The organism is Butyrivibrio sp. AC2005 (assembly GCF_000424145.1).
Lineage (GTDB): Bacteria > Bacillota > Clostridia > Lachnospirales > Lachnospiraceae > Butyrivibrio.
Genome location: NZ_AUJI01000014.1, coordinates 69,064 through 94,321 on the forward strand (window position 1 = coordinate 69,064; position 25,258 = coordinate 94,321).

General features: G+C 43.1%; 20 protein-coding genes. 5 read left to right on the forward strand and 15 right to left on the reverse strand.

The annotated features are described in order from the left end of the window. Positions 1-275 precede the first annotated feature (275 nt). Positions 276-1,631, forward strand: coding sequence for a magnesium transporter (gene mgtE / locus G602_RS0105050; RefSeq protein ID WP_026657987.1), 1,356 nt, complete (start codon positions 276-278; stop codon positions 1,629-1,631). A 187-nt stretch (positions 1,632-1,818) separates the two neighbouring features. Here mgtE and pflB read toward each other — a convergent pair whose 3' ends face one another. The 5 genes from pflB to G602_RS28600 form a co-directional block, all read right to left on the reverse strand. Then, on the reverse strand, positions 1,819-4,083 hold the full coding sequence (pflB, locus tag G602_RS0105055; RefSeq protein ID WP_026657988.1) for a formate C-acetyltransferase: 2,265 nt from the start codon (positions 4,081-4,083) through the stop codon (positions 1,819-1,821). Between the two features lie 439 nt (positions 4,084-4,522). Continuing rightward, on the reverse strand, positions 4,523-5,248 hold the full coding sequence (gene pflA, locus G602_RS0105060; RefSeq protein ID WP_026657989.1) for a pyruvate formate-lyase-activating protein: 726 nt from the start codon (positions 5,246-5,248) through the stop codon (positions 4,523-4,525). Next, the gene (hypB, locus tag G602_RS0105065) at positions 5,248-5,913 is read right to left on the reverse strand and encodes a hydrogenase nickel incorporation protein HypB (RefSeq protein ID WP_026657990.1); all 666 of its coding nucleotides are present in this window, start codon (positions 5,911-5,913) and stop codon (positions 5,248-5,250) included. Before hypB ends, pflA begins: the two co-directional genes overlap by 1 nt. Before the next feature lies 1 nt (position 5,914). Next, positions 5,915-7,957 (reverse strand): Na/Pi cotransporter family protein, encoded by a 2,043-nt coding sequence (locus tag G602_RS25260; RefSeq protein WP_155829694.1) that lies wholly within the window; start codon positions 7,955-7,957, stop codon positions 5,915-5,917. 77 nt (positions 7,958-8,034) lie between these two features. Further along, positions 8,035-8,979 carry a GNAT family N-acetyltransferase gene (locus G602_RS28600; protein WP_049945066.1) on the reverse strand — a complete coding sequence of 315 codons (945 nt, stop codon included), beginning with the start codon at positions 8,977-8,979 and terminating at the stop codon, positions 8,035-8,037. Between the two features lie 112 nt (positions 8,980-9,091). Between G602_RS28600 and G602_RS0105080 the strand changes: the two genes are divergently transcribed. After that, positions 9,092-9,622 (forward strand): peptidylprolyl isomerase, encoded by a 531-nt coding sequence (locus G602_RS0105080; protein ID WP_026657991.1) that lies wholly within the window; start codon positions 9,092-9,094, stop codon positions 9,620-9,622. Positions 9,623-9,835: 213 nt separating this feature from the next. On the opposite strand, the gene G602_RS0105085 is transcribed toward G602_RS0105080, so the two are convergent. The 10 genes from G602_RS0105085 to G602_RS0105130 all read right to left on the reverse strand — a co-directional run bounded on the left by G602_RS0105085 (position 9,836) and on the right by G602_RS0105130 (position 21,743). After that, positions 9,836-10,735 (reverse strand): diacylglycerol/lipid kinase family protein, encoded by a 900-nt coding sequence (locus tag G602_RS0105085; protein ID WP_026657992.1) that lies wholly within the window; start codon positions 10,733-10,735, stop codon positions 9,836-9,838. Between the two features lie 103 nt (positions 10,736-10,838). Continuing rightward, positions 10,839-11,105, reverse strand: coding sequence for an HPr family phosphocarrier protein (locus tag G602_RS0105090; protein ID WP_026657994.1), 267 nt, complete (start codon positions 11,103-11,105; stop codon positions 10,839-10,841). Between the two features lie 36 nt (positions 11,106-11,141). Further along, positions 11,142-12,086, reverse strand: coding sequence for a DNA-binding protein WhiA (gene whiA / locus G602_RS0105095; protein WP_026657995.1), 945 nt, complete (start codon positions 12,084-12,086; stop codon positions 11,142-11,144). Positions 12,087-12,091: 5 nt separating this feature from the next. Next, on the reverse strand, positions 12,092-12,955 hold the full coding sequence (rapZ, locus tag G602_RS0105100) for an RNase adapter RapZ (RefSeq protein ID WP_026657996.1): 864 nt from the start codon (positions 12,953-12,955) through the stop codon (positions 12,092-12,094). Next, positions 12,952-13,884 (reverse strand): UDP-N-acetylmuramate dehydrogenase, encoded by a 933-nt coding sequence (murB, locus tag G602_RS0105105; RefSeq protein ID WP_026657997.1) that lies wholly within the window; start codon positions 13,882-13,884, stop codon positions 12,952-12,954. The genes rapZ and murB overlap by 4 nt, the downstream gene beginning before the upstream one ends. Beyond that, positions 13,881-14,855 carry an ROK family glucokinase gene (locus G602_RS0105110; protein WP_044931114.1) on the reverse strand — a complete coding sequence of 325 codons (975 nt, stop codon included), beginning with the start codon at positions 14,853-14,855 and terminating at the stop codon, positions 13,881-13,883. Before G602_RS0105110 ends, murB begins: the two co-directional genes overlap by 4 nt. Before the next feature lie 27 nt (positions 14,856-14,882). Then, positions 14,883-15,821, reverse strand: a complete 939-nt coding sequence (hprK, locus tag G602_RS0105115) for an HPr(Ser) kinase/phosphatase (RefSeq protein WP_026657999.1) — start codon at positions 15,819-15,821, stop codon at positions 14,883-14,885. 48 nt (positions 15,822-15,869) lie between these two features. Beyond that, positions 15,870-17,747, reverse strand: coding sequence for an excinuclease ABC subunit UvrC (uvrC, locus tag G602_RS0105120; protein ID WP_026658001.1), 1,878 nt, complete (start codon positions 17,745-17,747; stop codon positions 15,870-15,872). Positions 17,748-17,801: 54 nt separating this feature from the next. Beyond that, positions 17,802-20,039 carry an ATP-dependent zinc metalloprotease FtsH gene (gene ftsH, locus G602_RS25270; RefSeq protein ID WP_081675840.1) on the reverse strand — a complete coding sequence of 746 codons (2,238 nt, stop codon included), beginning with the start codon at positions 20,037-20,039 and terminating at the stop codon, positions 17,802-17,804. 117 nt (positions 20,040-20,156) lie between these two features. Then, positions 20,157-21,743 carry an ASKHA domain-containing protein gene (locus G602_RS0105130; protein WP_155829695.1) on the reverse strand — a complete coding sequence of 529 codons (1,587 nt, stop codon included), beginning with the start codon at positions 21,741-21,743 and terminating at the stop codon, positions 20,157-20,159. A gap of 223 nt (positions 21,744-21,966) precedes the next feature. Between G602_RS0105130 and G602_RS0105135 the strand changes: the two genes are divergently transcribed. From G602_RS0105135 to G602_RS25275, 3 genes are read left to right on the forward strand one after another with little or no spacing between them, the layout of a single operon-like run. Continuing rightward, complete coding sequence (locus G602_RS0105135) at positions 21,967-23,190, forward strand: SPFH domain-containing protein (protein WP_026658003.1); 1,224 nt, start codon at positions 21,967-21,969, stop codon at positions 23,188-23,190. A 45-nt stretch (positions 23,191-23,235) separates the two neighbouring features. Next, complete coding sequence (locus tag G602_RS0105140) at positions 23,236-24,321, forward strand: zinc finger domain, LSD1 subclass (protein ID WP_044931117.1); 1,086 nt, start codon at positions 23,236-23,238, stop codon at positions 24,319-24,321. A gap of 16 nt (positions 24,322-24,337) precedes the next feature. Next, positions 24,338-25,153, forward strand: coding sequence for a TPM domain-containing protein (locus G602_RS25275; protein WP_049945067.1), 816 nt, complete (start codon positions 24,338-24,340; stop codon positions 25,151-25,153). Positions 25,154-25,258 lie beyond the last annotated feature (105 nt).

The following is a 25,258-nucleotide window of genomic DNA, read 5'->3' on the forward strand; positions in this document are numbered from 1 at the left end:
AAATCATTCATTCACAGCTTCTTTTTTAATATTTTTCCCACAAACCGTGCCATTTTATACATAAATGTGTTAAACTAAAATGTACGCGGAAGTTTCTATAGAAGCCTCAACTGGCTTTCATTCTGTCTTTCGGGTATTCTTATTCCAAATCCCCAAGAGGGAAATCTCCAAATGAAAGGTGGTGGTTTTATGAAGAAGATTAAACATGTAAGTAGCGATAATCCTCTGCCTCGAAGTACATACTTAATAGAAAACCACACCGAAAGGAGATCTCCATGGAAGAAAACACAATCATTGACGTAATCCGTGAACTCCTAGAGAGCAAGCAGTATACCAAACTTCGTCAGACTTTTGCTGAAATGAATACTGCGGATATCGCTGCTATCATGGACGACATGGAAAATGAAGATTCATTAAAAATGTTCCGCATCCTGCCTAAGGACATGGCTGCGGATGTATTTGCCAACCTCGAAATTGAGGATCAGCAGTACATTATTCAATCTCTATCCGATAAAGAAGCCGGCAACATCATCGATAACCTGATGGCCGATGATGCTACAGACCTTTTGGAAGAGATGCCTGCAAGTATAGTAAAAAAGATTCTTGCGAATGCAAGACCTGATACAAGAGCGGATATAAACCATCTGCTCAGATACCCTGAGGATTCCGCAGGTTCCATCATGACTGTGGAGTATGTAGACCTCAAGGAATACATGACAGTTGAACAGGCCATAGCCCGAATAAGGAAAATGGGCCTTGATTCAGAAACAGTAAATACCTGCTACGTTGTAACAAACCAGAGAATACTGGTAGGTACAGTTGCTCTTCGTTATCTTCTTATTAAAGATGGCGATGAAAAAATCGGCGACATCATGAATACTCATGTCATAAGTATTAACACTATGACTGACCAGGAAGAAGCCGCCAACATGTTCAAGAAGTACGACTTCACCGTGATGCCTGTGGTTGATAACGAGAATCGAATGATCGGTATCATCACCATCGATGACGTTGTCGACATCATTGAAGAAGAGGCTACCGAGGATATCGAGAAGATGGCAGCTATCATCCCTTCCGATAAGCCATATTCGCGAATCGGTATTGTTGATATCTATAAAAACAGAATGCCCTGGCTGCTGTTTTTGATGATAAGTGCAACCTTTACAGGAGCAATTATTACCAAGTTCTCAGATGCACTTTCTGCATATGTTGTGCTAACCGCTTATATTCCAATGCTGATGGACACCGGTGGTAATGCGGGCTCACAGGCAAGTGTATCAATTATACGTAGTTTGTCGCTGGGAGAAATAGAGTTTGTTGATATCTTCAAGGTATGGTGGAAGGAAATACGTGTCGCTGTACTTTGTGGTGTTACACTTTCAGTTGCTAACTTTGTGAAGCTGCTTATAATTGACAAACTTGCAATTCCTGTTGCAGCAGTTGTTTGTCTGACACTTGTAATTGTTGTCATCATCGCAAAGAGCATAGGATGCCTTCTTCCTATGTGCGCTGACAAGCTTGGATTTGACCCTGCAGTAATGGCTTCACCAATGATTACGACTATTGTAGATGCAATATCGCTACTGGCGTACTTTACAATTGCAACACAGCTGCTTCATCTGGCAGTATAAAAAAATGCCTTTTCCATAATTGCTTTGGAAAAGGCATTTTTCATACCAGTTACTGTGTTTTAATCTAATTCACATAAATATTAACCCTTTTTAACCTCAACGTCTACAGGTTAAAAAGGGTTAATATCATATATAAAAACAGGCGCCCCGGACATGTATGTTCGGAGCGCCGTAATATTTACAGCAATTACATTGATTCGTGGCAGGTTCTGTTAATTACATCCATCTGCTGCTCTCTTGTGAGGTCGATGAACTTAACAGCATATCCTGATACACGGATTGTGAAGTTAGCATACTCAGGCTTTTCAGGATGCTCCATAGCGTCCTTAAGCTTCTCAACGCCAAATACGTTAACATTAAGGTGGTGTGCTCCCTGATCAAAGTAACCATCCATAACGTTTACAAGCTTGTCAGCGCGCTCTTCGTCATCGTGACCAAGTGCACCGGGATTGATGGTCTGTGTATTTGAAATACCATCAAGTGCATACTCGTAAGGAAGCTTTGCTACTGAGTTAAGTGAAGCAAGAAGTCCACTCTGCTCTGCGCCGTATGCCGGGTTAGCACCGGGTGCAAAAGGAGCAAATGCAGGTCTTCCGTCCGGAAGAGCACCTGTAGCCTTACCATAAACAACGTTTGAAGTAATTGTAAGGATTGATGTTGTAGGCTCTGAGTTTCTGTATGTGTGGTTCTTCTTAACCTTCTTAAGGAAAGTCTTAAGGAGCCATACAGCGATCTCATCAGCTCTCTCATCATCATTACCATACTTAGGGAAGTCACCCTCAATCTTGTAATCTACAACAAGACCTGACTCATCTCTTACTGTCTTAACCTTTGCATACTTGATAGCGCAAAGTGAATCAACTACGTGTGAGAAGCCTGCGATACCTGTAGCGAATGTACGACGTACATCTGTATCGATAAGAGCCATCTCAGCCGCTTCGTAATAGTACTTATCATGCATGTACTGGATAAGGTTGAGGATATTTACATAGAGACTAGCAAGCCAATCCATCATCTTATCATACTTAGCCATAACCTCATCATAATCAAGGTACTCAGATGTGATAGGTGCATACTCAGGACCTACCTGCATGTGGTTACCCTGCTTGTCGAGGAACTTCTCATCCTTACCACCGTTGATAGCGTAAAGAAGACATTTAGCAAGGTTTGCTCTTGCTCCGAAGAACTGCATCTCTTTACCTGTCTGTGTAGCTGATACGCAGCAGCAAATGCTGTAATCATCACCCCATACAGGACGCATAACATCATCGTTCTCATACTGGATTGAAGATGTTGTAACTGAAATCTTAGCAGCATACTTCTTGAAGTTCTTAGGAAGTCTTGAAGAATACAGTACTGTAAGGTTAGGCTCAGGTGAAGGTCCCATGTTCTCAAGTGTGTGAAGGAATCTGTAGTCGTTCTTTGTAACCATGTGACGACCATCCATGCCAAGTCCGCCAACCTCAAGTGTTGCCCAAACCGGATCTCCTGAGAAGAGCTGGTTGTAGCTGGGGATACGAGCAAACTTAACCATACGACATTTCATAACAAGATGGTCGATAAGCTCCTGTGCCTCAGACTCAGTAAGTGTACCTTCCTTAAGGTCTCTCTCAATATAAATATCAAGGAATGTGGAAACACGTCCAACTGACATTGCAGCACCGTTCTGTGTCTTGATAGCTGCAAGATAACCAAAGTATAACCACTGAACTGCTTCTCTTGCATTCTTAGCAGGCTGTGAAATGTCAAATCCGTAAACAGCTGCCATTTCCTTCATTCCGCGAAGAGCTCTCATCTGCTCAGCGATCTCTTCTCTCTGACGGATAACATCATCAGTCATAACGCCGCATCCGCAAAGTGAGAAATCTTCCTTCTTCTGCTCAATAAGGAAATCAATACCGTAAAGAGCAACTCTACGATAGTCGCCCACGATACGTCCACGTCCGTATGTATCCGGAAGGCCTGTTACGATGTGGCTGTGACGAGCTGCCATCATCTCAGGTGTATAAGCATCAAAAACTGCCTGGTTGTGAGTCTTGTGATACTCTGTGAAAATCTTGTGATACTTCTCATTTACCTTAAAGCCGTATGTCTCAGCAGCCTGCTCAGCCATCTTAATTCCGCCGTAAGGCATAAATGCTCTCTTAAGAGGCTTGTCTGTCTGAAGACCTACAACAGTCTCAAGATCCTTCATAGACTCATCAATATATCCGGGGCCATAAGCTGTAAGTCCGGAAACAACCTCTGTCTCGCACTCAAGAACGCCTCCGTTCTCACGCTCCTTCTTCTGAAGCTCCTGAAGTTTACCCCAGAGCTTATCTGTAGCCTCTGTAGCATCAGCAAGGAAACTCTCGTCTCCGTCATACATAGTATAGTTGTTCTGAATAAAGTCTCTTAAGTTAACTTCATCAGTCCACTTATTTCCTTTAAAGCCTCTCCATTCGTCTCTCATAATATCTGCTCCTCTCTTTCTGAAAAAACGATACCACCCTTGACTCTATTGTAAAGTTGCAAAAGCAACAAAATAGGAAAGAATTGTGTGCCAAAATTTTACAACCACTATATATTGTATATTGTGATATATAAACCACTAGATGTATATCTGCAAATTGACACCCGATTGGTATTCTTACATATACTGCTTAACTTTTCAACCTAAAACCGCGAAAAAAAGCCAAAGTTGATAACTTTTGTCAACTTTGGCAATTTTTTAACATAAAAATTATGTTTACTTGTATGTTTTTTTCTATATAGCCCTCATCCGCCCCTTCGGGGCACCTGTCTTCGCTCCGCTCCGGTCCGCGCTAAACCAACGTCCCCCGGACGTTGAGCGCCCCCAGAGGGGGAAGGCATATTGGGTTGCTAATTATTCTTCATAACGGTATATTTAGTCAATCATTCAGAATTCTCCGTGCGTTCTCCACACGCTCAGGACTTGGAGCCTCTACTCCTTCGAGCTGATATGGAATTCCAAGCTCTTCCCACTTAAATTGTCCCAAGGAGTGATAAGGAAGTACATCTACTCTCTGTACATTTCCCAGAGTGTCGATAAATTCCCTGGTCTTCTCAAGATATTCATCCTTATCGGTAATTCCCGGAACCAGTACATGTCTTATCCAGACAGGTTTTCTTATCTCTGATAAAAACTTAAGGCAGTCCTTAATGTTCCCGTTTGGCTTACCTGTAAGCTTGATGTGCTCATCATTATCGATGTGCTTAATGTCTACCAGAAGCAGATCCGTGTACTCCATGAGCTCTTTGAACTTTGAAAAGAAAGGCTCCTCTCTGGTAAAGGGTTCTGCTGCCGTATCAATGCAGGTATTTATACCGCGGGCCTTCGCTTCCTTAAAAAGCTCCAGGAGGAAGTCTATCTGAAGCAGCGGTTCTCCACCACTTACAGTGATTCCGCCTTCCTCTCCCCAGTAGCTTTTGTATCTCTCTGCTTTATTTAGGAGTTCATCTACGCTGCGAAGATCTGTCGTCTCCGGATTCCAGGTGTCTGCGTTGTGGCAGTATTTGCACCTGAGATTACAGCCTTTTAAAAATATGATAAAACGAACCCCCGGCCCATCTACTGAGCCGAAGGTTTCTATTGAGTGAATTCTTCCTTGTGTCATTATTTCTTCCAGTCCTCAACCTGAGCGCTTAACCATTCTGCAAATTTGTCAACACCCTCGCCGGTCTTTGCACAAATCGGAATGATCTCAGCCTTGGGATTTCTCATGTGAATATATTCCTTGCATTTTTCAAGATCAAAATCAAAGTAAGGCGCAACATCAATCTTGTTGATAAGGACCATATCACAGATGCTGAACATAAGAGGATACTTAAGGGGCTTGTCATGTCCTTCAGGTACTGAAAGGATCATGGCGTTCTTGGATGCTCCTGTATCGAACTCAGCCGGGCATACAAGGTTTCCGACATTCTCAAGGATAGCAAGCTCTACATCACCCTCAACAAGAGCATCAAGGCCCTGTCTGGTCATATCTGCATCAAGGTGGCACATTCCGCCTGTGTGAAGCTGTATTGCCTTCACTCCAGTCTCAGCGATTTTCTTGGCATCAACATCAGAATCGATATCTGCTTCCATGACACCAATCTTATATTTGTCCTTAAGGGCTGCTATTGTAGCCTTTAGTGTTGTTGTTTTTCCCGATCCGGGTGATGACATGAGATTCAGAAGGAAAATCCCCTTGTCCTTAAGCTCTTTTCTAAGAAGCTCTGCTCTCTCATCATTACTCTCAAATACGCTTCTTTTTAATTCGATAACTCTTGTACTCATATTATTCCTTTTCCTTTTTATCTTTCTTTACTTTTTCCTTGCTTTTATCTTTTTTGCTTTTTTCCTTGTCCTTGGACTTCTCTTTTCCTTTTATCTTGTCCTTAACCTTCTCAGCAAGCTTATCCTTCTTTGATACTCCGGCAGCTTCCATTGCCTCGTCGATTATTTCCCTGTCATCGTCATTCATGATACTTACTATAGTTTCATGATTTTCCACAAATGAAAGATCTATTTCTTCCTCATCTTCGAAGCCCTTCTTCATTGCAGGAAGCCTATACTTTCTCTCATAAAGATCAACGGCAATCTCAAATTCCTGATTTTTCTCTTCCTTAAGATGCTCTATATATTCGTGAGTATCAAACAATCCCTCACTGACCTCCAGAAGACATACTGCGATATTACTACAGTGATCGGCTATTCTCTCATAATCCGTACCCAGCTCTGACAGGCTAAAGCCCATATCTATGGTACATTTTCCTTTACGAAGACGTCTTACATGTCTTCTCTTAACCTCCATGTTGAGTCCGTCAATTACTTCTTCAAGAGGCTCTACTGATTTCGCAAGCTTAAGATCCTGATTCTGGAATGACTGAAATGCCAGATCAACGATTTCCTTTACCGCATTGGAGAATATCCTGATTTCCTCACTTGCCTTTGATGAAAAGTGCTCATTCTTATCCTTCATATTGCGGGCAATCTGGGCAATATTCAATGAGTGATCACTTATTCTCTCAAAATCTGTCATACAATGAAGAATTATTGACAGTGTTCTTGAATCCGTCTCAGCAAGATGATGATTGTTAATCTGCATCAAATAAGTTCCCAGCTGATCTTCATAACGGTCAACCTTCTCCTCAAGGCGCCTAACCTCATCAGCCTTGTCGGAGTCATAATCCTCAAGCAGCGGAATTGCCTTTTCAAGTCCCTCTCTCGCAAAGTCAGCCATATCCATGGCAACCTGCTTCGCCTGTTCAAGTGCGAAGGGCGGGTTTGAAAGGAAACGTGGATCCAGCTTTGTGATGCCCTGCATCTCCTCCTGCTCTTCTCTTTCCTTATCGTCAATCGGTATGGAAGCAAGTGCCATCTTAACCAAAAGTCCTGAGAAAGGAAGCATAAGAGGTGTCGCAACAAGATTGATCAATGTATGAATGGAAGCTATTCCAACCATTCCGGCTTCATGATCCATAAATGCGAAATGAACAAAACTATGTACAGCATAGAATATTATCATGAAGGACACCGCTTTTATCACATTGAAATACAAATGCATAAGAGCGGTTCTCTTACCGTTTTTATTAGCTCCAAGCGATGAAAGAATCGCTGTGATACAGGTACCAACCTCAGCACCTACAACTACAGGGAGCGCTACGCTGTACGGTATATGAACTGATGCCGCCAAAGCCTGCATGATACCGATTGTTCCGGCAGAGCTCTGTATTACCATTGTAAAAAATACACCGACCATGAATCCGATTGCAGGATTACTGAAGGTCATGAGAATATTCTGAAAGTCCTTGTCATTCTTAAGGGGAGAAACAGCATCTGACATCATGCTCATTCCGAACATAAGCACAGAAAAACCAATGAGAATCAAACCGATATTATTCTTTTTATCGCTCTTTGAAAACATGTAAAGAACGATACCTATAATAGCCAAAAACGGGGTAAATGACGTAGGTTTTAAAAGATTGATAAGAAAATTATCACTGCTGATGGCATTCAAGCTGAGCAGCCATGCTGTAAATGTTGTACCGAGGTTAGCACCGAGAATAACATTTACTGCCTCTTTTAATGTCATGATTCCTGAATTAACAAGACCGACAACCATTACGGTTGATGCTGACGAAGACTGAACCAGTGCAGTGACTCCTACACCGAAAAGATATGCAATGATCGGATGACTGATCACCTTACTCAGCGCAGCCTCCAACTTACCGCCGGCTGCCTTGGTGAGTCCGCCACTCATTACATTCATACCATACATAAACAGAGCCAGGCCGCCGAGCAGCCCTGCAATTAGCGAAAATAAATCCATTGAATTCATCCATACCTCCTAAACATCCTGGGTACTACGTAATATTTTTCCTCTTCTTCACAAAATGTATGGTAACTGAAAAAAAATCAAATATCAAGCACCATTCTGATATATTTGCCAAACTTCGCCTCGGAAGGCGCAACTTTCATACCGTCATGATACTCTTCTCCATATATATTTTCCTCTATGTCAACCTCTTCAATTTTCTCAAATCCGAGCTTTTCACACAGGTGTATTGAAACTGCATTTTCCGCTTTGACAAAGGTCTGAACCTTTTCAAACTGCAAAACCTGCTTCCCGTAGTCAAGAACTGCACTACATACTTCGTAGGCATAGCCCTGCCTTTGAAATTCCGTGCCAATTAAAAATCCCAACTCAATATCATCAAAGCCATTCCGGACACTGAAACCGGCCCGTCCTATAACCCTTCCGTCGTCCCTTCTGATAACAGTCCATGTACCAAAGCCCAATAGTCCATATACTTTTTCGATATAGTCTCTGGTATACTTTTTCTCATCCTCGGGATTTTTGAAAAGCCCCTCCATGTACCTGGTCATCTCGGGATCTGCATATATCCTGTAGAAATCATCCACATCCTCAACCGTGGTCTCACGTATGAGACATCTTTTTGTTTTCAGAATTTCCCATGGAAGATGGGCATATCTCTGATATGCTTTCTCGTAAGAATCCCTGGCTATCTCTTCTATATCCGTGAAAACATATTTTAACCCGGCAAAAGACTCTGAGCGGTTTTCATCATGCCAAATCCCCACTACATAATAGCCTCTCTTAATAAGCTCATCAGCCATCTCTGTGGAGTCTGAAACAATGAGCATATCTTCGAGTTTTCTGTTTCCGAGCCTTGGCCATAGCCATCTGAATATGCGATTCTCCTCCTGCCCTTCATTTTGAGGCATCATGATTTCGCATATAAAGCCTTCTTCCTCCAGATACTCTGTCGCACTATTTATTTTTTTCCCGACGGCTTTACCCGGTCTTCTTTTTAAGCAAAAAATGATTTCCCTTAACAACTTTTATATACCTCATGTATATTGTATAATTAATCGCGGTTTTCTACCACGAAAAACCGTAAATAGTAACAAAATTTCATTTTTTCACAAAAGAAATAATAAGGAGATAATAATGGCTGAAAACAAAAACCCGATAGTAACTATCACAATGAAGGATGGCGGTGTTATCAAGGCTGAGCTTTACCCCGAAATCGCCCCCAACACAGTTAACAATTTCATTTCTCTTATCAATCACAATTTTTACGACGGAGTTATCTTCCATCGCGTAATTAAGGGCTTTATGCTTCAGGGCGGCGATCCCGACGGCACAGGAATGGGCGGCCCGGGCTATTCAATCAAGGGCGAATTCTCTCAGAACGGCTTTGAGAACAATCTTCTTCACACAGAGGGTGTCCTTTCCATGGCCCGCACTCAGATTCCCGATTCAGCAGGCTCACAATTCTTTATCATGCACAAGAATGCTCCTCATCTTGATGGTGCTTATGCCGCTTTCGGTAAAGTAACAGAGGGTATGGACGTAGTAAATAAGATTGCGGAAACAGAAACTGACTGGATGGACAGACCTACTACAGATCAGGTTATGGAAACAGTTACAGTCGAAACCTTTGGCGTGGATTATCCCGAGCCGGAAATAATTGATTAAAGAACCCCTAAAAAGGGAGGAAGCCAAGCAAGTTACAACTTGCTTGGCTTATTATGAAAAAGTTAATTTTAATTGGTATTGCCTTTCTTCATCTGACATCTTTAGTATATCGAAAATATTTGTCCAAGAAATAATCTGGCGTTAATAGTCTTTAAACGTTTTATGAACAAAAAATGAACGACCGGTATAGCGCCAATCGTCCATATAATTTCCCTACCTCTTGTCCGGCACAAGTATTGTCAGTGCCTTATTCTCATTCCTTATGTCGACATATGTATGCTCGCCGCCAAATTCTCCATCTCTTGTCCAGGCTATACTTTCATCGGATTCAAATGTGACATGCCTTGTCTTAAAGCAGTACATTTGCTCTGTATCTATGTCTCTGTTAAGAAAAGCCGCCATCAGATTACTCATATCAAGCATGTTGTCAGGAAGCTTAACCAGCGTAACCTCAAATACGCCATCATCAAGCTTTACATGTTTTCCCGTAATATCCTTAAATCCACCCACAGAGATTGAATTTGTGACCATTCCGAAAACAAAGTCATCCTCGATTACTTCCTCATCAGTAGTTACCTTAAGATGATAAGATCTGATCTCAGAAAGCCTTTTTGCACCTTCAAGTATGTAAGCCATATGTCCCAAAACATTCTTTATGTCCTGTCTTGTAAGATATGAAACATCTGTGAATAGGCCAAATGCCGCTATATAGACGAAAATCTCGTCATTCATAACTCCAATATCACATTTATATTCCTTCCCGTTTACAAGTGCTTCGGCAGAGGCATACATGGTTGAAGGTATCCCCAGACTCATGGCAAAGTCATTGGTTGATCCCGCAGGTACATAGCCTATCGGAATGCGTTTTTTTGACTTCCACATGCCGTTAACCACTTCATCGAGAGTACCATCCCCACCGCTGCAGGCCACAATATCGTACCTGCTTTCTCTGTTTTCCACAGCCATTGTGGCATCCCCGGCTTCCTGTGTGGGATGAACCGTTACTTCATAGCCAGCCTTAACAAATATATCTATTATATCCAATAAATTACTTTTTATACGCTCCTTGCCTGCTTTAGGGTTATAGACAAACAGCATCCTCTTCTTGTTCATACAGCCTCCCCAAAATAAAAAGCATTATCTACGAAATAAAAACCGGTTACATCCATTATAATGAATGCAACCGGGGCTTTCTACATATTTATTTTATTTAGTATTAAGAAAGCTGCAGATTTCCAATCAGAAAACTCTCCATACCTGCAACTGCATCAGCCTCATCTGAGCCATCAGCAATTACTGTAACCTCTTCGCCACTGCTAAGGCTAAGCGTCATCATACCCATGATGCTCTTCGCATTAACCTTCTTAGACTGTGCCTCGATGTGCACTGTGCTGTCATAGCGGCTTGCAAGCTGAACCAACTCGGCAACCGGACGTGCCTCAAGTCCACCTGGAAGCTTGATTTCGATAGATTTTGTTATCATAATTTCCTCCTCTAACTGCAGAAATCGCAGTGTCACTCATTCTCGCAACCTCTCCGCGAGTTCACTGAGCTTTCTTAGCCTGTGATTAACACCTGACTTACCAACCGGCGGGTCAAGATATCTCCCAAGCTCTAACAATGTTGCATCCGGATATTGCAGCCTGACCCTGGCCATATCCTCAAGTCCCTTAGGGAGATTCTCAAATCCATAGTGATCTCTCAGATACAAGATATCAGTGGTCTGTCTCGATGCTGCATTGACTGTTTTTGTGATATTGGCAGTTTCACAGTTAACCCGTCTGTTAATGGAGTTGCGCATTTCCTTAACTATGCGTTCATTCTCCATATTCATCAGACTTACGGGAGCTTCCATGACATTAAGAAGATCAACAATTGCTGTACTCTCCTTAATATATACGACATAGTATTTTTTACGCATTACTATGCGCGCCTCTATGTCAAAGCTCTCAATCATCTGTTTCAGATCATCCGCAAACCTCTGCGATGTGCAGACGAACTCGAGATGATATGACTTACTGGGATCACTGACTGAGCCAATACATAAAAACGTATCTCTCAAAAATGCCCTCTTGCAGCAAGACTGTCTGACAATTCTGTGACTTACGCCATCATTTGCAGTCCTGATATTATCATCGTCATCAACTATATTAATTGACTTTAGTATAGAAGAAATCTCTTCTTTTCCCTGAAGAACAGGCACATATACCTTTCCTCCTGAGTGCATGGGCGGCACTTTATCAAGCACGCTAGCCTCTATATTAAATGCTTTTTTTAGTATTGTAAAGAACTTTCTGCCCTGAGCCTCCGCATCAGCCTGTAAAAACACAGTATACACGCCGTCTTCCGACCTCGATACAGCTCCGCATCCAAGTAGCAAAGCCAGTAGCTCAGAAAGCCTGCAATGACGCGGAGATGCTATCTGTTTTGCAAGTTCACTTTTTACATCACTTGAAAATGACATAGGCATCACCTGGCATGCTTCAAATCTCTATGATATTTCTTCACTCCGAAATTATCCGCTTCTTTTAATCTCTCATAAATCTCATTTGCAATAGTTACCGATCTGTGCTGGCCACCGGTACAGCCTATCGCTACTACCAGTTGATATTTTCCCTCATTAATATATCCGGGCATCAAAAACTCCAGCATGTCCTTAAGCTTATCAAGGAACTGTCCGCACTCAGGAAAGCTTTTCACATAATCCTGAACCGGTTTATCATTTCCGGTAAGATGCTTAAGCTCATCAATATAGAAAGGATTAGGCAAAAATCTCACATCAAAAACAAGATCGGCATCAGACGGGATACCATGCTTAAATCCAAAGGACAAAATAGTAACCATCAGGTTATTGTGCTTTTCGTTAGCTACGAAAATTTTCTCCATCTCAGCCTTGAACTCTCTGGTGAGCAGCTGAGTTGTATCAATTATATAGTCTGCCTGACTCCTGATCTGTGCAAGGAGTTCTCTCTCCTTAATAATTCCGTCCTCAATTCTTCCATCAGGTGACAGAGGATGGCGTCTTCTTGTCTCTTTGTACCTCTTAACAAGAACAGCATCCGAACATTCCAGGAAAAGAACCTCCACAGGAAGTCCCCTCTTTCGGAGTTCCTCTATTACTCTCGGAGCCTCCTCAAATTTCTGTCCGGATCTTACATCCAGTCCCAGTGCAACCTTTTGCACCTCACTGTCAGGAAGGGTGATAAGTTCAGCAAATTTCTCAAATAAGCCCGGGGGCAGATTATCAACACAGTAAAATCCTGCATCCTCAAGCATATGGATTGCCGTGGACTTTCCACCGCCACTCATTCCCGTAACAATAACGATTCTCATGCGTCAAAATCTCCTAAAAGAATTACTTCCGGTGACAGCTTAACCCCGGATGCTTCAAACACTTTGTTCTGAACATCAGCTATCAGTCTGTAAACATCATCCGCCTTTGCTCCGCCTTTATTTACTACAAATCCGCAATGCTTCTCAGAAACCTGAGCGCCTCCGACCGTATATCCGCGAAGTCCGGCATCCTCTATCAGTTTCCCTGCAAAGTAGCCCTCCGGTCTTTTAAAGGTTGAACCGGCACTTGGATATTCAAGCGGCTGCTTTGATATGCGCTTTTCCTTTAGTTCATTCATAACCCGCTCAATTTCGGCTTTGTCGCCGTTATTAAGCTCTATAAGACAACCGGTTATGACATATTTCTTCTTTTTAAAAATACTGGTCCTGTAACCAAATTCGAGCTCATCGCTGCTAAGGACAACCTCCTGCCCCTCTTCATCTATCGCGGTTACACTCTTTACCACCTGCTTCATTTCACCGCCATAGGCTCCTGCATTCATCACAAGCGCACCACCTATGGATCCGGGTATGCCATGGGCAAATTCAACCCCCGTAAGGCTGTTATCCCTGGCAAGATTTGCCACAGCCACATTCAGGGCTGCAGCCCCCGCTCTGATAATACAAGGGCTCTCAATTTCGCACTCCGCAAATTCTCCGCACAGCGAAACTATGACGCCTCTATAACCGCTATCTGCAACAAGAAGATTACTTCCATTCCCAAGAACATAGTAATCCTCCTGCATTTTTAATCCCATTTCTCTAAAGAGAGTTAAAACCTCGTTCAGTGACCCGGAATTATCTATCTTCACAAAATAATCGGCAGGCCCACCGACGCGAAACGTAGTGTGCCTGCTCATATCCTCATTCTTTATGATGTTTTCTTCCGGCAATAATCCGGACAATCTATCATATAAATCTAATCTCATTTCTCCGCAACCGCATCCAAAACAAGTTTTGCTGCACCGAAAATTCCTGCATCATTTCCGAGCTTTGCAAGAGCGAACTTTGTTCTCTTGGCACCCGGGAATACATATTTCTCAAATGAAGGACGTACAAGATCAAAGAGGATATCTCCTGCCTTTGATACACCGCCTCCAAATACGATGATCTCAGGATTAACTGTTGACGCAATCATTGCAAGACCTTTTCCAAGGTACTCACCATACTGGGCAAGAGCTTCATTTGCAAGCTTATCACCCTTCTTGGCTGCATCGAAAATATCTCTGCAGGTGTAATCCTTGCCACGAAGAACACATTCTTCATCACTTGCTTCAAGAACTCTGCTCATAAGAAGATTAGCGCCTGTAGCACTTGCATACTGCTCAAGACATCCCTTCTTACCACATCCACAGACAAGTGTCTCTTCATCGTTGATATGGATATGTCCGATTTCTCCTGCTGCTCCGTTGGCACCGTTGAAAATCTTTCCCTTATGGATGATTCCTCCGCCAACACCGGTTCCGAGAGTTACCATGAGCATATCCTTGTAGCCCTGGCCGCCTCCCATCCAGTATTCGCCAAGTGCTGCAACATTGGCATCATTACCGCACTTTACAGGAATCTTAACAAGGTCGTGAAGTTCATTCTTCATATTGAACTCACTCCATCCAAGGTTAACTGCCTTGAAAATAGTACCATCATCGCCGAAAGGTCCTGGAGCACCTGCACCTACACCTACAACCTGAGAGTCCTTGATTCCTCTCTCTTCCATCTTTTTTCTTATTGCTTCGGCAATATCGGGAAGAACATTCTTACCTTCATCCTCTGTTCTGGTAGGAATCTCCCATACCTCTACCTTATGACCGTCCATATCAAGAAGGCCGATCTTAACGGTAGTTCCGCCGATATCAACACCGAATACATACTGTTCCAATAAATTTGAAGCATGATTTTCCATTATTACTATACCTCTACATTAATATTTTTAATCGTCATCATCGCGACCCTTGGCCAGCGAATTCTGAACTCTGTTATAAAGCTCCTGAGCTGCGTTGTAACCCATCATCTTCTGTCTGTGGTTAACAGCGGCTGACTCACAGATAATAGCAAGGTTTCTGCCGGGACGAATCGGAATTCTGTGGCAGACAATCTTGTTTCCAAGGTACTCTGTGTATTCCTCTTCAAGTCCAAGTCTGTCGTATTCCTTGTCCTTATCCCACTCCTCAAGCTTAATAACAAGGTCTATGTTCTGGGTGTCACGTACGCTCGATACACCAAAAAGTGTCTTAACATCCACGATTCCGATACCGCGAAGCTCAATAAAATGTCTGGTGATATCAGGTGCGGATCCGATAAGAGTAACATCACTGACCTTCCTGATCTCAACAACATCGTCGGATACAAGTCTGTGACCTCTCTTTATAAGCTCAAGAGCAGCCTCTGATTTACCGATTCCACTCTCACCTGTGATAAGAACGCCAACACCATAAACATCAACAAGTACGCCGTGAATTGAAATGCATGGAGCAAGCTCAACATTCAGCCAGCGGATAATCTCCGCCATAAATGAAGATGTAGGCTTCTTGGTAACCATGATCGGAACCTTCTCTTCAATGGCAATCCTTACGAAAAGCGGATCCGGTATCAGGTTTCTGCAAAATACCACACAGGGAATATCGAAAGACAAAAATTCGCGATATACGCGTTCCTTATCCTCTGAAGGAATAGACTCCATATAGGTATATTCTACAAATCCGATAACCTGAAGTCTTGTCGCCTCAAAGTGTTCAAAATAGCCTGCCAGCTGTAATGCCGGTCTGTTTATATCAGGCTGGTGAATACGGATTCTGGAAACATCAAGTTCAGGTGTAAGATTTTCCAGCTCCATCTTTTTAATGACAGTTTTTAGCTTTACCGTTGACATTAGATACCTCCCTCTAGCTTACCACAGTTTAGCATAACCGCTGGGCTTTTACAATTCGGACGAATGAAAGAATTCATATATTTTCACTGCCTGGTTCTCCGGAATTTCCGGAACCTGTTTCAGAGTTTCCACATCTGCCATTCTTATTTCTTCTATTGATTTAAAATGGCGCATCAGGGCTTTTCTTCTTGACGGACCGATTCCCGGAATTTCATCAAGAGAGCTTTTAACCTGTGCTTTACTCCTTAAGGATCTGTGGTACTCAATTGCAAATCTGTGGGCTTCATCCTGAATTCTTGTTATCAGCTTAAATCCCTCTGAACGCCTGTCGATCGCTATCTCTTCATTATTAAAATACAGTCCTCTTGTGCGGTGATTATCATCCTTTACCATTCCGCAAACCGGAATTTTAATCCCCAATTCTTCAAGGACCTGAAGACAAATATTTACCTGTCCTCTTCCACCATCCATTAGTATAAGATCCGGAAACTTTGTGAAGCTCCCATATCTTGCATCTATTTCCCTGACCTCAAGCTCATGCCTCTCCTCAAGTCCGTGCATCAGTCTTCTTGTCAAAACCTCTTTCATGCACGCATAGTCATCCGGTCCCGAGACGGATTTTATCCTGAATTTCCTGTAATCGCTTCTCTTAGGCTTTCCCTTTTCATAGACCACCATGGATCCCACGTTGGCAAAACCGCTGATATTGGAAATATCAAAAGCCTCCATCCTTGAAAGGCCTTTTAATCCCAGAAGCTTTTCTATCTCCTTTACAGCTCCGATAGTCCTTCCTTCTTCTCTCTTAAGTCTCTCCTTGTCCTTGCTGAGAACGAGCTCTGCATTCTGAGCCGCAAGCTCCATGAGTTTTTCCTTCTGTCCTCTCTCCGGAACCTTAAGATAAACGCGGCTTCCTTTTCTCTGCGTAAGCCACTTTTCTATGATATCCATGTCCTCGATAGGCTCAGGAAGCATTAGTTCTCTTGGAATAAATGGTGTCCCCGCATAGAACTGCTTTACAAAGTTTAGGAGAATCTCATTTTGCGGATTTTCAGACACGTGTGTCATATAAAAATGCTCACGACCGATAAGTCTGCCATCGCGAACAAAGAACACCTGCACTACTGCATCACTCTCATCAGATGCAATTGCAAGAATATCCTTATCCTCCATGGCTGCATCAGTCATCTTCTGCTTCTGTGCAATCTGTCTTACACTGGAAAGAAGATCCCTGTAGGTTGCCGCTCTTTCGAAGTTCAGCTCCTCCGACGCTGCTTCCATTTTTTCGCTAAGGTCTTTTATTATGGGTGTGTAATTTCCCTCGAGGAAATCCAGTGCCCCCTGTATTCTCTCAGCATATTCCTCACTGGAAATCTTGCCGTCACAGGGCGCTGAGCACCTGTTCATATGATAATTAAGGCACGGTCTGTCCACTCCAATGTCTCTGGGAAGTACCCTGTTACAGGTTCTGAGACCATATATTTTATTAATAAGCTCGATTGTATCCTTAACCGCAGCAGCGCTGGTAAAAGGACCAAAATACTTTGACTTGTCCTTTTTCATAAGCCTTGAAAAAAGGATGCGCGGGAATTCCTCCGAAACAGTAACCTTTATGTAAGGATAGGTCTTATCATCCTTGAGCATGGTGTTATATCTGGGACTGTTTTCCTTGATAAGATTGTTCTCCAGTACCAGAGCTTCAAGCTCAGAATCCGTCACTATGTACTCAAATCTGGCTATCTGGCTGACCATACGGTCAATCTGAGGTCCTCGCCCAACTATTTTGCGGAAATATGACCTTACCCTGTTATAGAGGTTTATGGCCTTACCAACGTACATTATGGTGTCATTTTCATCACGCATAATGTATACTCCCGGCTGTTTGGGCAATTTCTTTAGTTCTTCCTGAATGTTGAATTTTTCTTCCATATACAAAATATTAACAGAAAGGCTGCCGCTATGCGACAGCCTTAATTTCACTTTTTAATTATTCTTGTTATCAAAATCATCGGGCACATGAGAGAAAAGTCCGCCGCCCTGCTGCTCATTATCAGAATCGCCTACCTTTTCATCAAAAATTGATCCGGGGGCACTCTGCTGCTGATAACTGTATGGATTGTTCTGCGGAGCATAGGTCGGTGCCTGAGGCTGATTATATGTCCCAGTCGGCTGATTACCCTGCACTTCCGGTGCGGGTGCCTGCTGAACAGGTGCTGCCTCAGCTGGTTTCTCCTTTTCCTTGATCGGTACATTTTCTCCGACCGCTGCAGATTCAGGTCTGGTAGCATAGATTCTTCCGTGCTTGGAAGCTTCCACCTCTTCCTCTGTAGGCTCAGGAATGTTCTCAACCTCGCGGTAAATCTTCATGAATTCCTTACCGGTAATGGTTTCCTTCTCAATAAGGAACTGAGCAATCTTGTCCATTGTATCAATGTGATCACGGATAATCTGCTTAGCCTTTTCATAACAGTCAGCAAGAAGCTGTTTAACCTCTTCATCAACAAGATACTCTGTCTGAGGGCTGCAATTGAGCACTCTGTTTCCGTCAAGGTATCTGTTCTGGATTGACTCCAGCTGCATAAGTCCGAATTTGTTGCTCATTCCGAACATTGTAATCATGCTGCGTGCCATCGATGTCGCTTTTTCGATATCATTTTCTGCGCCTGTGGTAACAGTATTGAAAATAACCTCTTCCGCTGCACGTCCGCCAAGGGAAACGATGATATCATCAATTATCTCATCCTTGGTCTGAAGATATTTCTCATCCTCCGGAACCTGCATTACATAACCGAGTGCCCCCATGGTTCTGGGAACAATTGTAATCTTCTGAACGGGTTCTGTATTCTTCTGAACTGCACTGATAAGGGCATGTCCAACCTCATGATAAGAGACAATCTTTCTCTCTTCCTTACTGAGGATTCTGTCTTTTTTCTCTTTTCCTACGAGAACCTGCTCAACAGCTTCCATAAGATCCTGCTGGCATACATATTCTCTGTGCGCTTTAACTGCATTGATAGCAGCCTCATTTATCATGTTAGCCAGGTCTGATCCTACAGCTCCGCTTGTAGCAAGGGCAATAGCCTTAAGATCAACGGTCTCATCCATCTTTACGTCCTTGGAATGAACCCTCAAGATCTCCTCACGTCCCTTGAGATCAGGCTTATCAACAATGATTCGTCTGTCAAAACGTCCGGGTCTTAAAAGTGCCTTATCAAGAATCTCCGGTCTGTTGGTAGCTCCGAGTACAAGGACACCCTTTGAGGAATCGAAACCATCCATCTCGGAAAGGAGCTGGTTAAGTGTCTGCTCACGTTCTTCATTTCCGCCGCCATACTTGTTATCACGGCTTCTTCCTATAGCATCAATCTCATCAATGAAAATGATACAGGGTGCGTTCTTACTCGCCTCTGCAAAAAGCTCACGCACACGGCTGGCGCCGACACCGACATAAAGCTCAATAAAGTCTGAACCTGCAAGTGAGTAGAAAGGAACATGTGCCTCTCCGGCTACCGCCTTCGCAAGAAGTGTCTTACCTGTTCCTGGAGGTCCTACAAGGAGCGCTCCCTTAGGAAGCTTTGCACCGATTTTTACATATCTTCCGGGATTGTGGAGGAAATCTACCACTTCCACAAGTGATTCCTTAGCCTCATCCTCGCCGGCTACGTCCTTAAAGGTAACACCGGTCTCACGCTGCATGTATACCTTTGCATTGTTTTTTCCTATTCCAAGAGGACCACCGCCCTTTGACATACGCCTGAATACAAAGGACAAAATAAGCCACATCAGCAAAATAGGAAGTACATAATAAACTGCAAAAGAAATAATGGCACTTGATGAGTCAGGCACTTCACTGCTAACGGGAATACCTGCATCAAGAAGTCTCTGTGTCAGTGTGGAATCGTCCTCGGCTTTACCGGTATAATATGTCATAACCATTGTAGAGCCATAAAAAGGATTGTATTTCAGCTCATCAGAGCTTACCTTCGGAATAATGTTGATCCTGTCATCCTCGATGACTACACTCTCGACCTTTTTATCCTTTATCATCTGGATAAACTCGGAATAAGTCACCTCTTTATTACTGGTGGAAGTAACAGCCCTCATTATATATGTCATGAACAGTACCGCTATAAGTGCTGCCACAACCAAAAGCAGGACGTTTTGCTTTTTGGGATTGTTATCTCCCCCGGATCCGTTGTTGTTTGTATAATTGTTATCCATTGCTTACCTCGTTAAAAACTGTTATCGTTCTATTATAAGTATAACAAAACCATAAATCAATTATGACTCTGCGAAAACATTGTGTAAAATATATAAAATTTTTATAAACTTTACCCTTTAGAAATTCATTGCCTCTATAAAATCATCCCCGAATACATCTGTCTCTGCAAGCTTTATTTCAGCCGATTTACGGACTATCTTTTCCATTTTTTCCAAAGAGTTTTTATCGCTTAATGCCTTTATGCAGCCTGCTAAAGAAGTATTCCCAACACACTCTGTGACTGATTGTTCCAGAAATTCTTCCGGAAGAAGTCTTAAGTATTTCACCTTTTGTGTGTCCAGGTGTTCACTGAATCCACCTGCCAGATACACCTTATCAACATCCTCTGCCCTGCATCCATGCATTTGAAGAAGTGTATCTATTCCGCTCCTTATCGCAGCCTTTGCCAGCTGTACTGCCCTTATGTCATTTTGGGTAAAGGAAATGTTTTCAGAGCTTTTTTCATCCTTATATAATATGAATCCCTCATCAAAATACTCATCTCCAAGAAGTCCGGTTTCGTCTATTATTCCGGTTCTTCTAAGCTCGGAAACAAGCTCCAGCACACCGCTTCCGCATATTCCCAGAGGCTCTGCACCACTAATCACATCAAATTCCGCTTCCGCATTATCCTTTATAGTTATATGTTCTATGGCACCTTTCACTCCGGCCATTCCGCAGGATATACCACCGCCTTCAAACACCGGGCCTGCTGCCGTTGAACACACACTGATTTTTTCGGAATCGGCAAGTGCCATCTCTCCGTTAGTTCCAAGGTCAATGAGCATATATTTCTTTCCCTCGGGAATTTTGTCAAAGGACAGGGCATACATCCCCGAAACTATATCTGCACCTACAAAAGCGGATATACCGGGAGCAAGGATACATTTCGATTCCTGTCTATAGGCTTCCTTATCTCCAAGCAGCTGAGTCATATCCATAACCGGATACGACAATCTGACCGGCGTATAAGGTGCCTTTCCAAGACCCTCACAGGAATCACCCATTAAAATATGCTGCATTGTGGTGTTTCCCGCAATCATCATTTGTCTGATGTTAAGATTCTTTGTGATGCTTTTTATATCTTCTATGACAGCTCTTCTGAGATTCTCTCCTTCACCCGCGTTCGCCGCCTGTATCCTGCTGATTACATCGGCCCCATACCTTCGCTGATGATTCATGATTGTCACTCTGTAAACAGCTTTATCTGCATCCCCTCCGTTTTTTACAGGTATCAGAGCGGCTGCTATGGTGGTAGTTCCTATATCCAGCGCAACATCCGTCTCACAATCCCTGTAATCCGGCCTATTCTCAACATCATCTGATAAATTCCCGGCCAGCTCCTCTGAACCATAAAAGCTTTCTATCTCAGCATCCTCAGCTATTACTGCTCTGCAGGCAAGTCTTATTCCTTCAGCAATCTCTTTCTCTGACAAAAATCTCACATCCAGGCTGTTTGCCTTTGGTGCTCCACTAAGAAATCTGACCCTGCATTTTCCGCACCGACCCATTCCTCCACAGGGCTTTTCTACTTCTATTCCGCTTTTTAACATAAATTCTGACAGAAGCGTTCCCTCATATACTTCATATTCTTTATTTAAATAGTTCAGTTTGCATTTTTTCATAATATCCGGATCACTCTGCACTGGTTTTTGTGTACTCAATTACTATTATACTCTCATATATTCCCTACGCGATTGCAAAATATGTCTGAATTTTTGCAAAAAACTGCCAAATGTTATCAATTTGCATATATTTTTCATTTTAAAGGCCATTATTATGGTATAATTTTTCCAGCGTCTGAAATTGGTCAGACAACAGACAGCCTTTAACGTTATATTCAAAAACTATTAAGGTTAAATACATAATAAAGGAGGATATATTAGTATGGGTATTTTAAAAGCTGGAATTGGCGCTGCTTCAAGCGTTCTTGCTGATTCCTGGAGGGACTATTTCTATTGTGATGCACTTCCTGCAGACACACTTGCAATCAAAGCATCTAAGCGTACAGGCAAGGGAAGTTCAAACACAAAAGGTAACGACAATATCATTTCAAACGGCTCTATCATTGCAGTAGCAGACGGACAGTGCATGCTTATCGTAGATCAGGGTAAGGTAACTGAAATCTGTGCAGAGCCCGGCGAATTTGTTTATGACGTAAGCACAGAGCCCTCGCTCTTCTATGGAAATCTTTCAAGCAATATCGCAGAAACCTTTAAAAAGATCGGTAAGCGTATCGGTTTTGGCGGAGATGCAGGAAACGATCAGCGCGTTTACTACATCAACACCAAGGATATCATCGGCAACAAGTATGGTACAGCTAACCCTGTTCCTTTCCGCGTAGTTGACAGAAACATCGGTCTTGATGTTGATATCGCTATCCGTTGCCATGGTGAATACAGCTATAAGATTATTGACCCCATTCTTTTCTATACAAACCTTTGCGGTAACTTCCAGGGCGAGTACAAGAGAGAGAATATCGAATCTCAGCTTAAGAGCGAACTTCTTACAGCTCTTCAGCCTGCATTTGCAAAGATTTCGGAGACCGGCGTTCGTTATAGCGCACTTCCTGGCCACACAACTGAAATCGCTGATGCACTCAACGATGTTCTTTCCTCCAAGTGGGGCGAGACCTATGGTATCAAGATTTCTACCTTTGGTATCAACTCTGTAAACGCTTCTGAAGAAGATGAGAAGATGATAAAAGAGCTTCAGAAGAATGCTGTTTATTCCAATCCCAACATGGCAGCCGGAGCACTTGTCGGTGCACAGGCACAGGCTATGCAGGATGCTGCTAAAAACACAAGCACCGGCCCTATGATGGCTTTTGCAGGAATGAATATGGCTCAGCAGGCAGGCGGCGCTAACGCAGCGAACCTCTTCGCTATGGGTCAGCAGCAGGCACAGGCAGCACCTCAGCCGGCTCCTCAGCCGGCACCTCAGATGCAGCCCCAGAGTCAGGGCGGCTGGACATGCTCCTGCGGAACCGTGAACAACGGTAACTTCTGCTCTAATTGCGGACAGCCTAAGCCAAGTGCTGACTGGACATGCTCTTGCGGAACCGTAAACAGTGGTAATTTCTGTTCAAACTGTGGCAAGCCCAGAGCATAACAGACTTTTGCCACCAGACAGGAAATAATATAGGAAATTGATTTTATGGGATTAACTGAATACGAATGTCCCGCCTGTGGCGGGATAATGAACTTTGATGCAGCAAGCCAGCTCCTTTCCTGCCCGTACTGCGACACCAAAATCAAGGTTGATGATTATGTTGCTCCAAGACAGGAAGAGCAGGATAAGGATGCAAAGGCTGATAGCAATGAGTGGATTAACGAAGGCAACGAATGGAAGCCCGGAGAGACTGATGGTATGGTAGTTTATTCCTGCCAGTCCTGTGGCGGCGAAATAGTTGCCTCTGAAAACGAAGGCTCTCTGACCTGTCCTTTCTGCAGTAACAATGTAGTGGTCAAGGAGAAGTTTTCCGGAGATCTGCGTCCGGACTATGTCATCCCCTTTAAAAAAAGTAAGCAGGATGCCATGAGTGCCTACTCAGGATATGTAAAAGGAAAGCTTCTTTTGCCAGGTGTATTCTTTGCACAGAATCACATTGATAAAATTCGTGGAATCTACATTCCTTACTGGCTCTATGATGCCAAAGTAAGTGGTGATTACGATTTTTCTGCAACAAAGGTAAGAACCTGGAGCGACAGTGACTATAACTACACTGAGACCAGCTACTATGATGTTCAGAGGAGCGGCTCAGAAGAGTTTTCCAACGTCCCTCACGATGCATCAAAAGAAATGCCTGATGACTTGATGGAATCCATTGAGCCCTTTAACTTCAGCGAAGCAGTCCCCTTTAACGGAGGATACCTCGCGGGCTTTATGGCTAACAGATATGATATCAAGGCTGAGGATACCCAGACACATATTGTTGAGAGAATGAAGCATACGGTAGAAACCGATCTTAGGAATTCCGTTTCCGGATATTCTACCGTAAACATTACCTCCAAGCAGCAAAATGTAAATGGTCTGAGACATAAATATGCTCTTTATCCGGTATGGCTCCTAAATACCAGTTGGAATGGCAAAAACTTTCTTTTTGCCATGAACGGACAGACCGGTAAATTTGTAGGAAACCTTCCTGTGAGCAAAGGAAAAGCAACAATTTTGTATATCCTTTCCACTATAGGTTTCACCATTCTGGCCATTATCGTTTGCTTAATCATTATCAACAGTTAGTGAAAGGGATCAGCATATGAATTACAAGAGAAAACTTAATTATGCATCAGTGCTTATGATTTGCATGATGCTGATCATGCCTCTGCTTTTACCTTTCACTGCAAAGGCTGATGGCGAAGGCATGGTTGATCCTGTCTATTGCACTGATGGTTCTTTGTTTCCGGTAGTAGACGCAGCCGATCTTCTTACAGATGATGAAGAAAACGCGCTCGCCTATCACATTTACAATGCGGAAGCAGCTTATAATTCCGCCATTGTCCTGGTGACCGTTGATTCTCTCGGTTCCAGAAACGTAGAGCAATATGGCGATGATTTCTATGATTACAATGGCTATGGTTATGGTGATTCCCATGACGGAATTCTGTTTCTCATAGACATTACATCGAGACAGTGGCATATAACCACTACCGGAAGCGCCATTAAGGTCTATACAGACTCAGCTCAGGAAGACATAATTGGCTACTGCAAATCCTCTCTTTCTGCAGGTAACTACTATGATGCATTTGACCGGTTTATAACCGCTTGCGAAAACAGGCAGCAGAAAGTAATCGAACGCAGGACCTTCAACTTCCCGAAATTTCTGCTTTGTCTTGTAGCCGGATTGGTTCTTGCACTTATTCCACTTATCGGTTTTATTGGGCAGTTAAAAACCGTTCACAGGGAAGCAGGTGCTTCGAACTACTCACAGAAAGGACTTTCGCTCACTCATAAGTCCGACAGATTCATCAGAAAATCTGTTTCACGTACAGCAAGACCTAAGGAGAGTTCCGGCTCTTCCACTCATTCAGGATCCTCCGGAACATCACATGGCGGAAGCAGCGGAAGCTTCTGATTTACAAAAAGAACACCAGAATCAAAGCCTTGAGCTCATACGAGTTTCAAGGCTTTTTTCATGCGGGTATATTATATAAAATTCAGAAAAATACACTGTTTTTTA

Bases quoted from the DNA above. Each gene is read 5' to 3' on its own strand.
- mgtE (WP_026657987.1), top strand. From the start codon at position 276: ATGGAAGAAAACACAATCATTGACGTAATCCGTGAACTCCTAGAGAGC.
- pflB (WP_026657988.1), bottom strand. From the start codon at position 4,083: ATGAGAGACGAATGGAGAGGCTTTAAAGGAAATAAGTGGACTGATGAA.
- pflA (WP_026657989.1), bottom strand. From the start codon at position 5,248: ATGACACAAGGAAGAATTCACTCAATAGAAACCTTCGGCTCAGTAGAT.
- hypB (WP_026657990.1), bottom strand. From the start codon at position 5,913: ATGAGTACAAGAGTTATCGAATTAAAAAGAAGCGTATTTGAGAGTAAT.
- G602_RS25260 (WP_155829694.1), bottom strand. From the start codon at position 7,957: ATGAATTCAATGGATTTATTTTCGCTAATTGCAGGGCTGCTCGGCGGC.
- G602_RS0105080 (WP_026657991.1), top strand. From the start codon at position 9,092: ATGGCTGAAAACAAAAACCCGATAGTAACTATCACAATGAAGGATGGC.
- G602_RS0105085 (WP_026657992.1), bottom strand. From the start codon at position 10,735: ATGAACAAGAAGAGGATGCTGTTTGTCTATAACCCTAAAGCAGGCAAG.
- G602_RS0105090 (WP_026657994.1), bottom strand. From the start codon at position 11,105: ATGATAACAAAATCTATCGAAATCAAGCTTCCAGGTGGACTTGAGGCA.
- whiA (WP_026657995.1), bottom strand. From the start codon at position 12,086: ATGTCATTTTCAAGTGATGTAAAAAGTGAACTTGCAAAACAGATAGCA.
- rapZ (WP_026657996.1), bottom strand. From the start codon at position 12,955: ATGAGAATCGTTATTGTTACGGGAATGAGTGGCGGTGGAAAGTCCACG.
- murB (WP_026657997.1), bottom strand. From the start codon at position 13,884: ATGAGATTAGATTTATATGATAGATTGTCCGGATTATTGCCGGAAGAA.
- G602_RS0105110 (WP_044931114.1), bottom strand. From the start codon at position 14,855: ATGGAAAATCATGCTTCAAATTTATTGGAACAGTATGTATTCGGTGTT.
- hprK (WP_026657999.1), bottom strand. From the start codon at position 15,821: ATGTCAACGGTAAAGCTAAAAACTGTCATTAAAAAGATGGAGCTGGAA.
- uvrC (WP_026658001.1), bottom strand. From the start codon at position 17,747: ATGGAAGAAAAATTCAACATTCAGGAAGAACTAAAGAAATTGCCCAAA.
- ftsH (WP_081675840.1), bottom strand. From the start codon at position 20,039: ATGGATAACAATTATACAAACAACAACGGATCCGGGGGAGATAACAAT.
- G602_RS0105135 (WP_026658003.1), top strand. From the start codon at position 21,967: ATGGGTATTTTAAAAGCTGGAATTGGCGCTGCTTCAAGCGTTCTTGCT.
- G602_RS0105140 (WP_044931117.1), top strand. From the start codon at position 23,236: ATGGGATTAACTGAATACGAATGTCCCGCCTGTGGCGGGATAATGAAC.
- G602_RS25275 (WP_049945067.1), top strand. From the start codon at position 24,338: ATGAATTACAAGAGAAAACTTAATTATGCATCAGTGCTTATGATTTGC.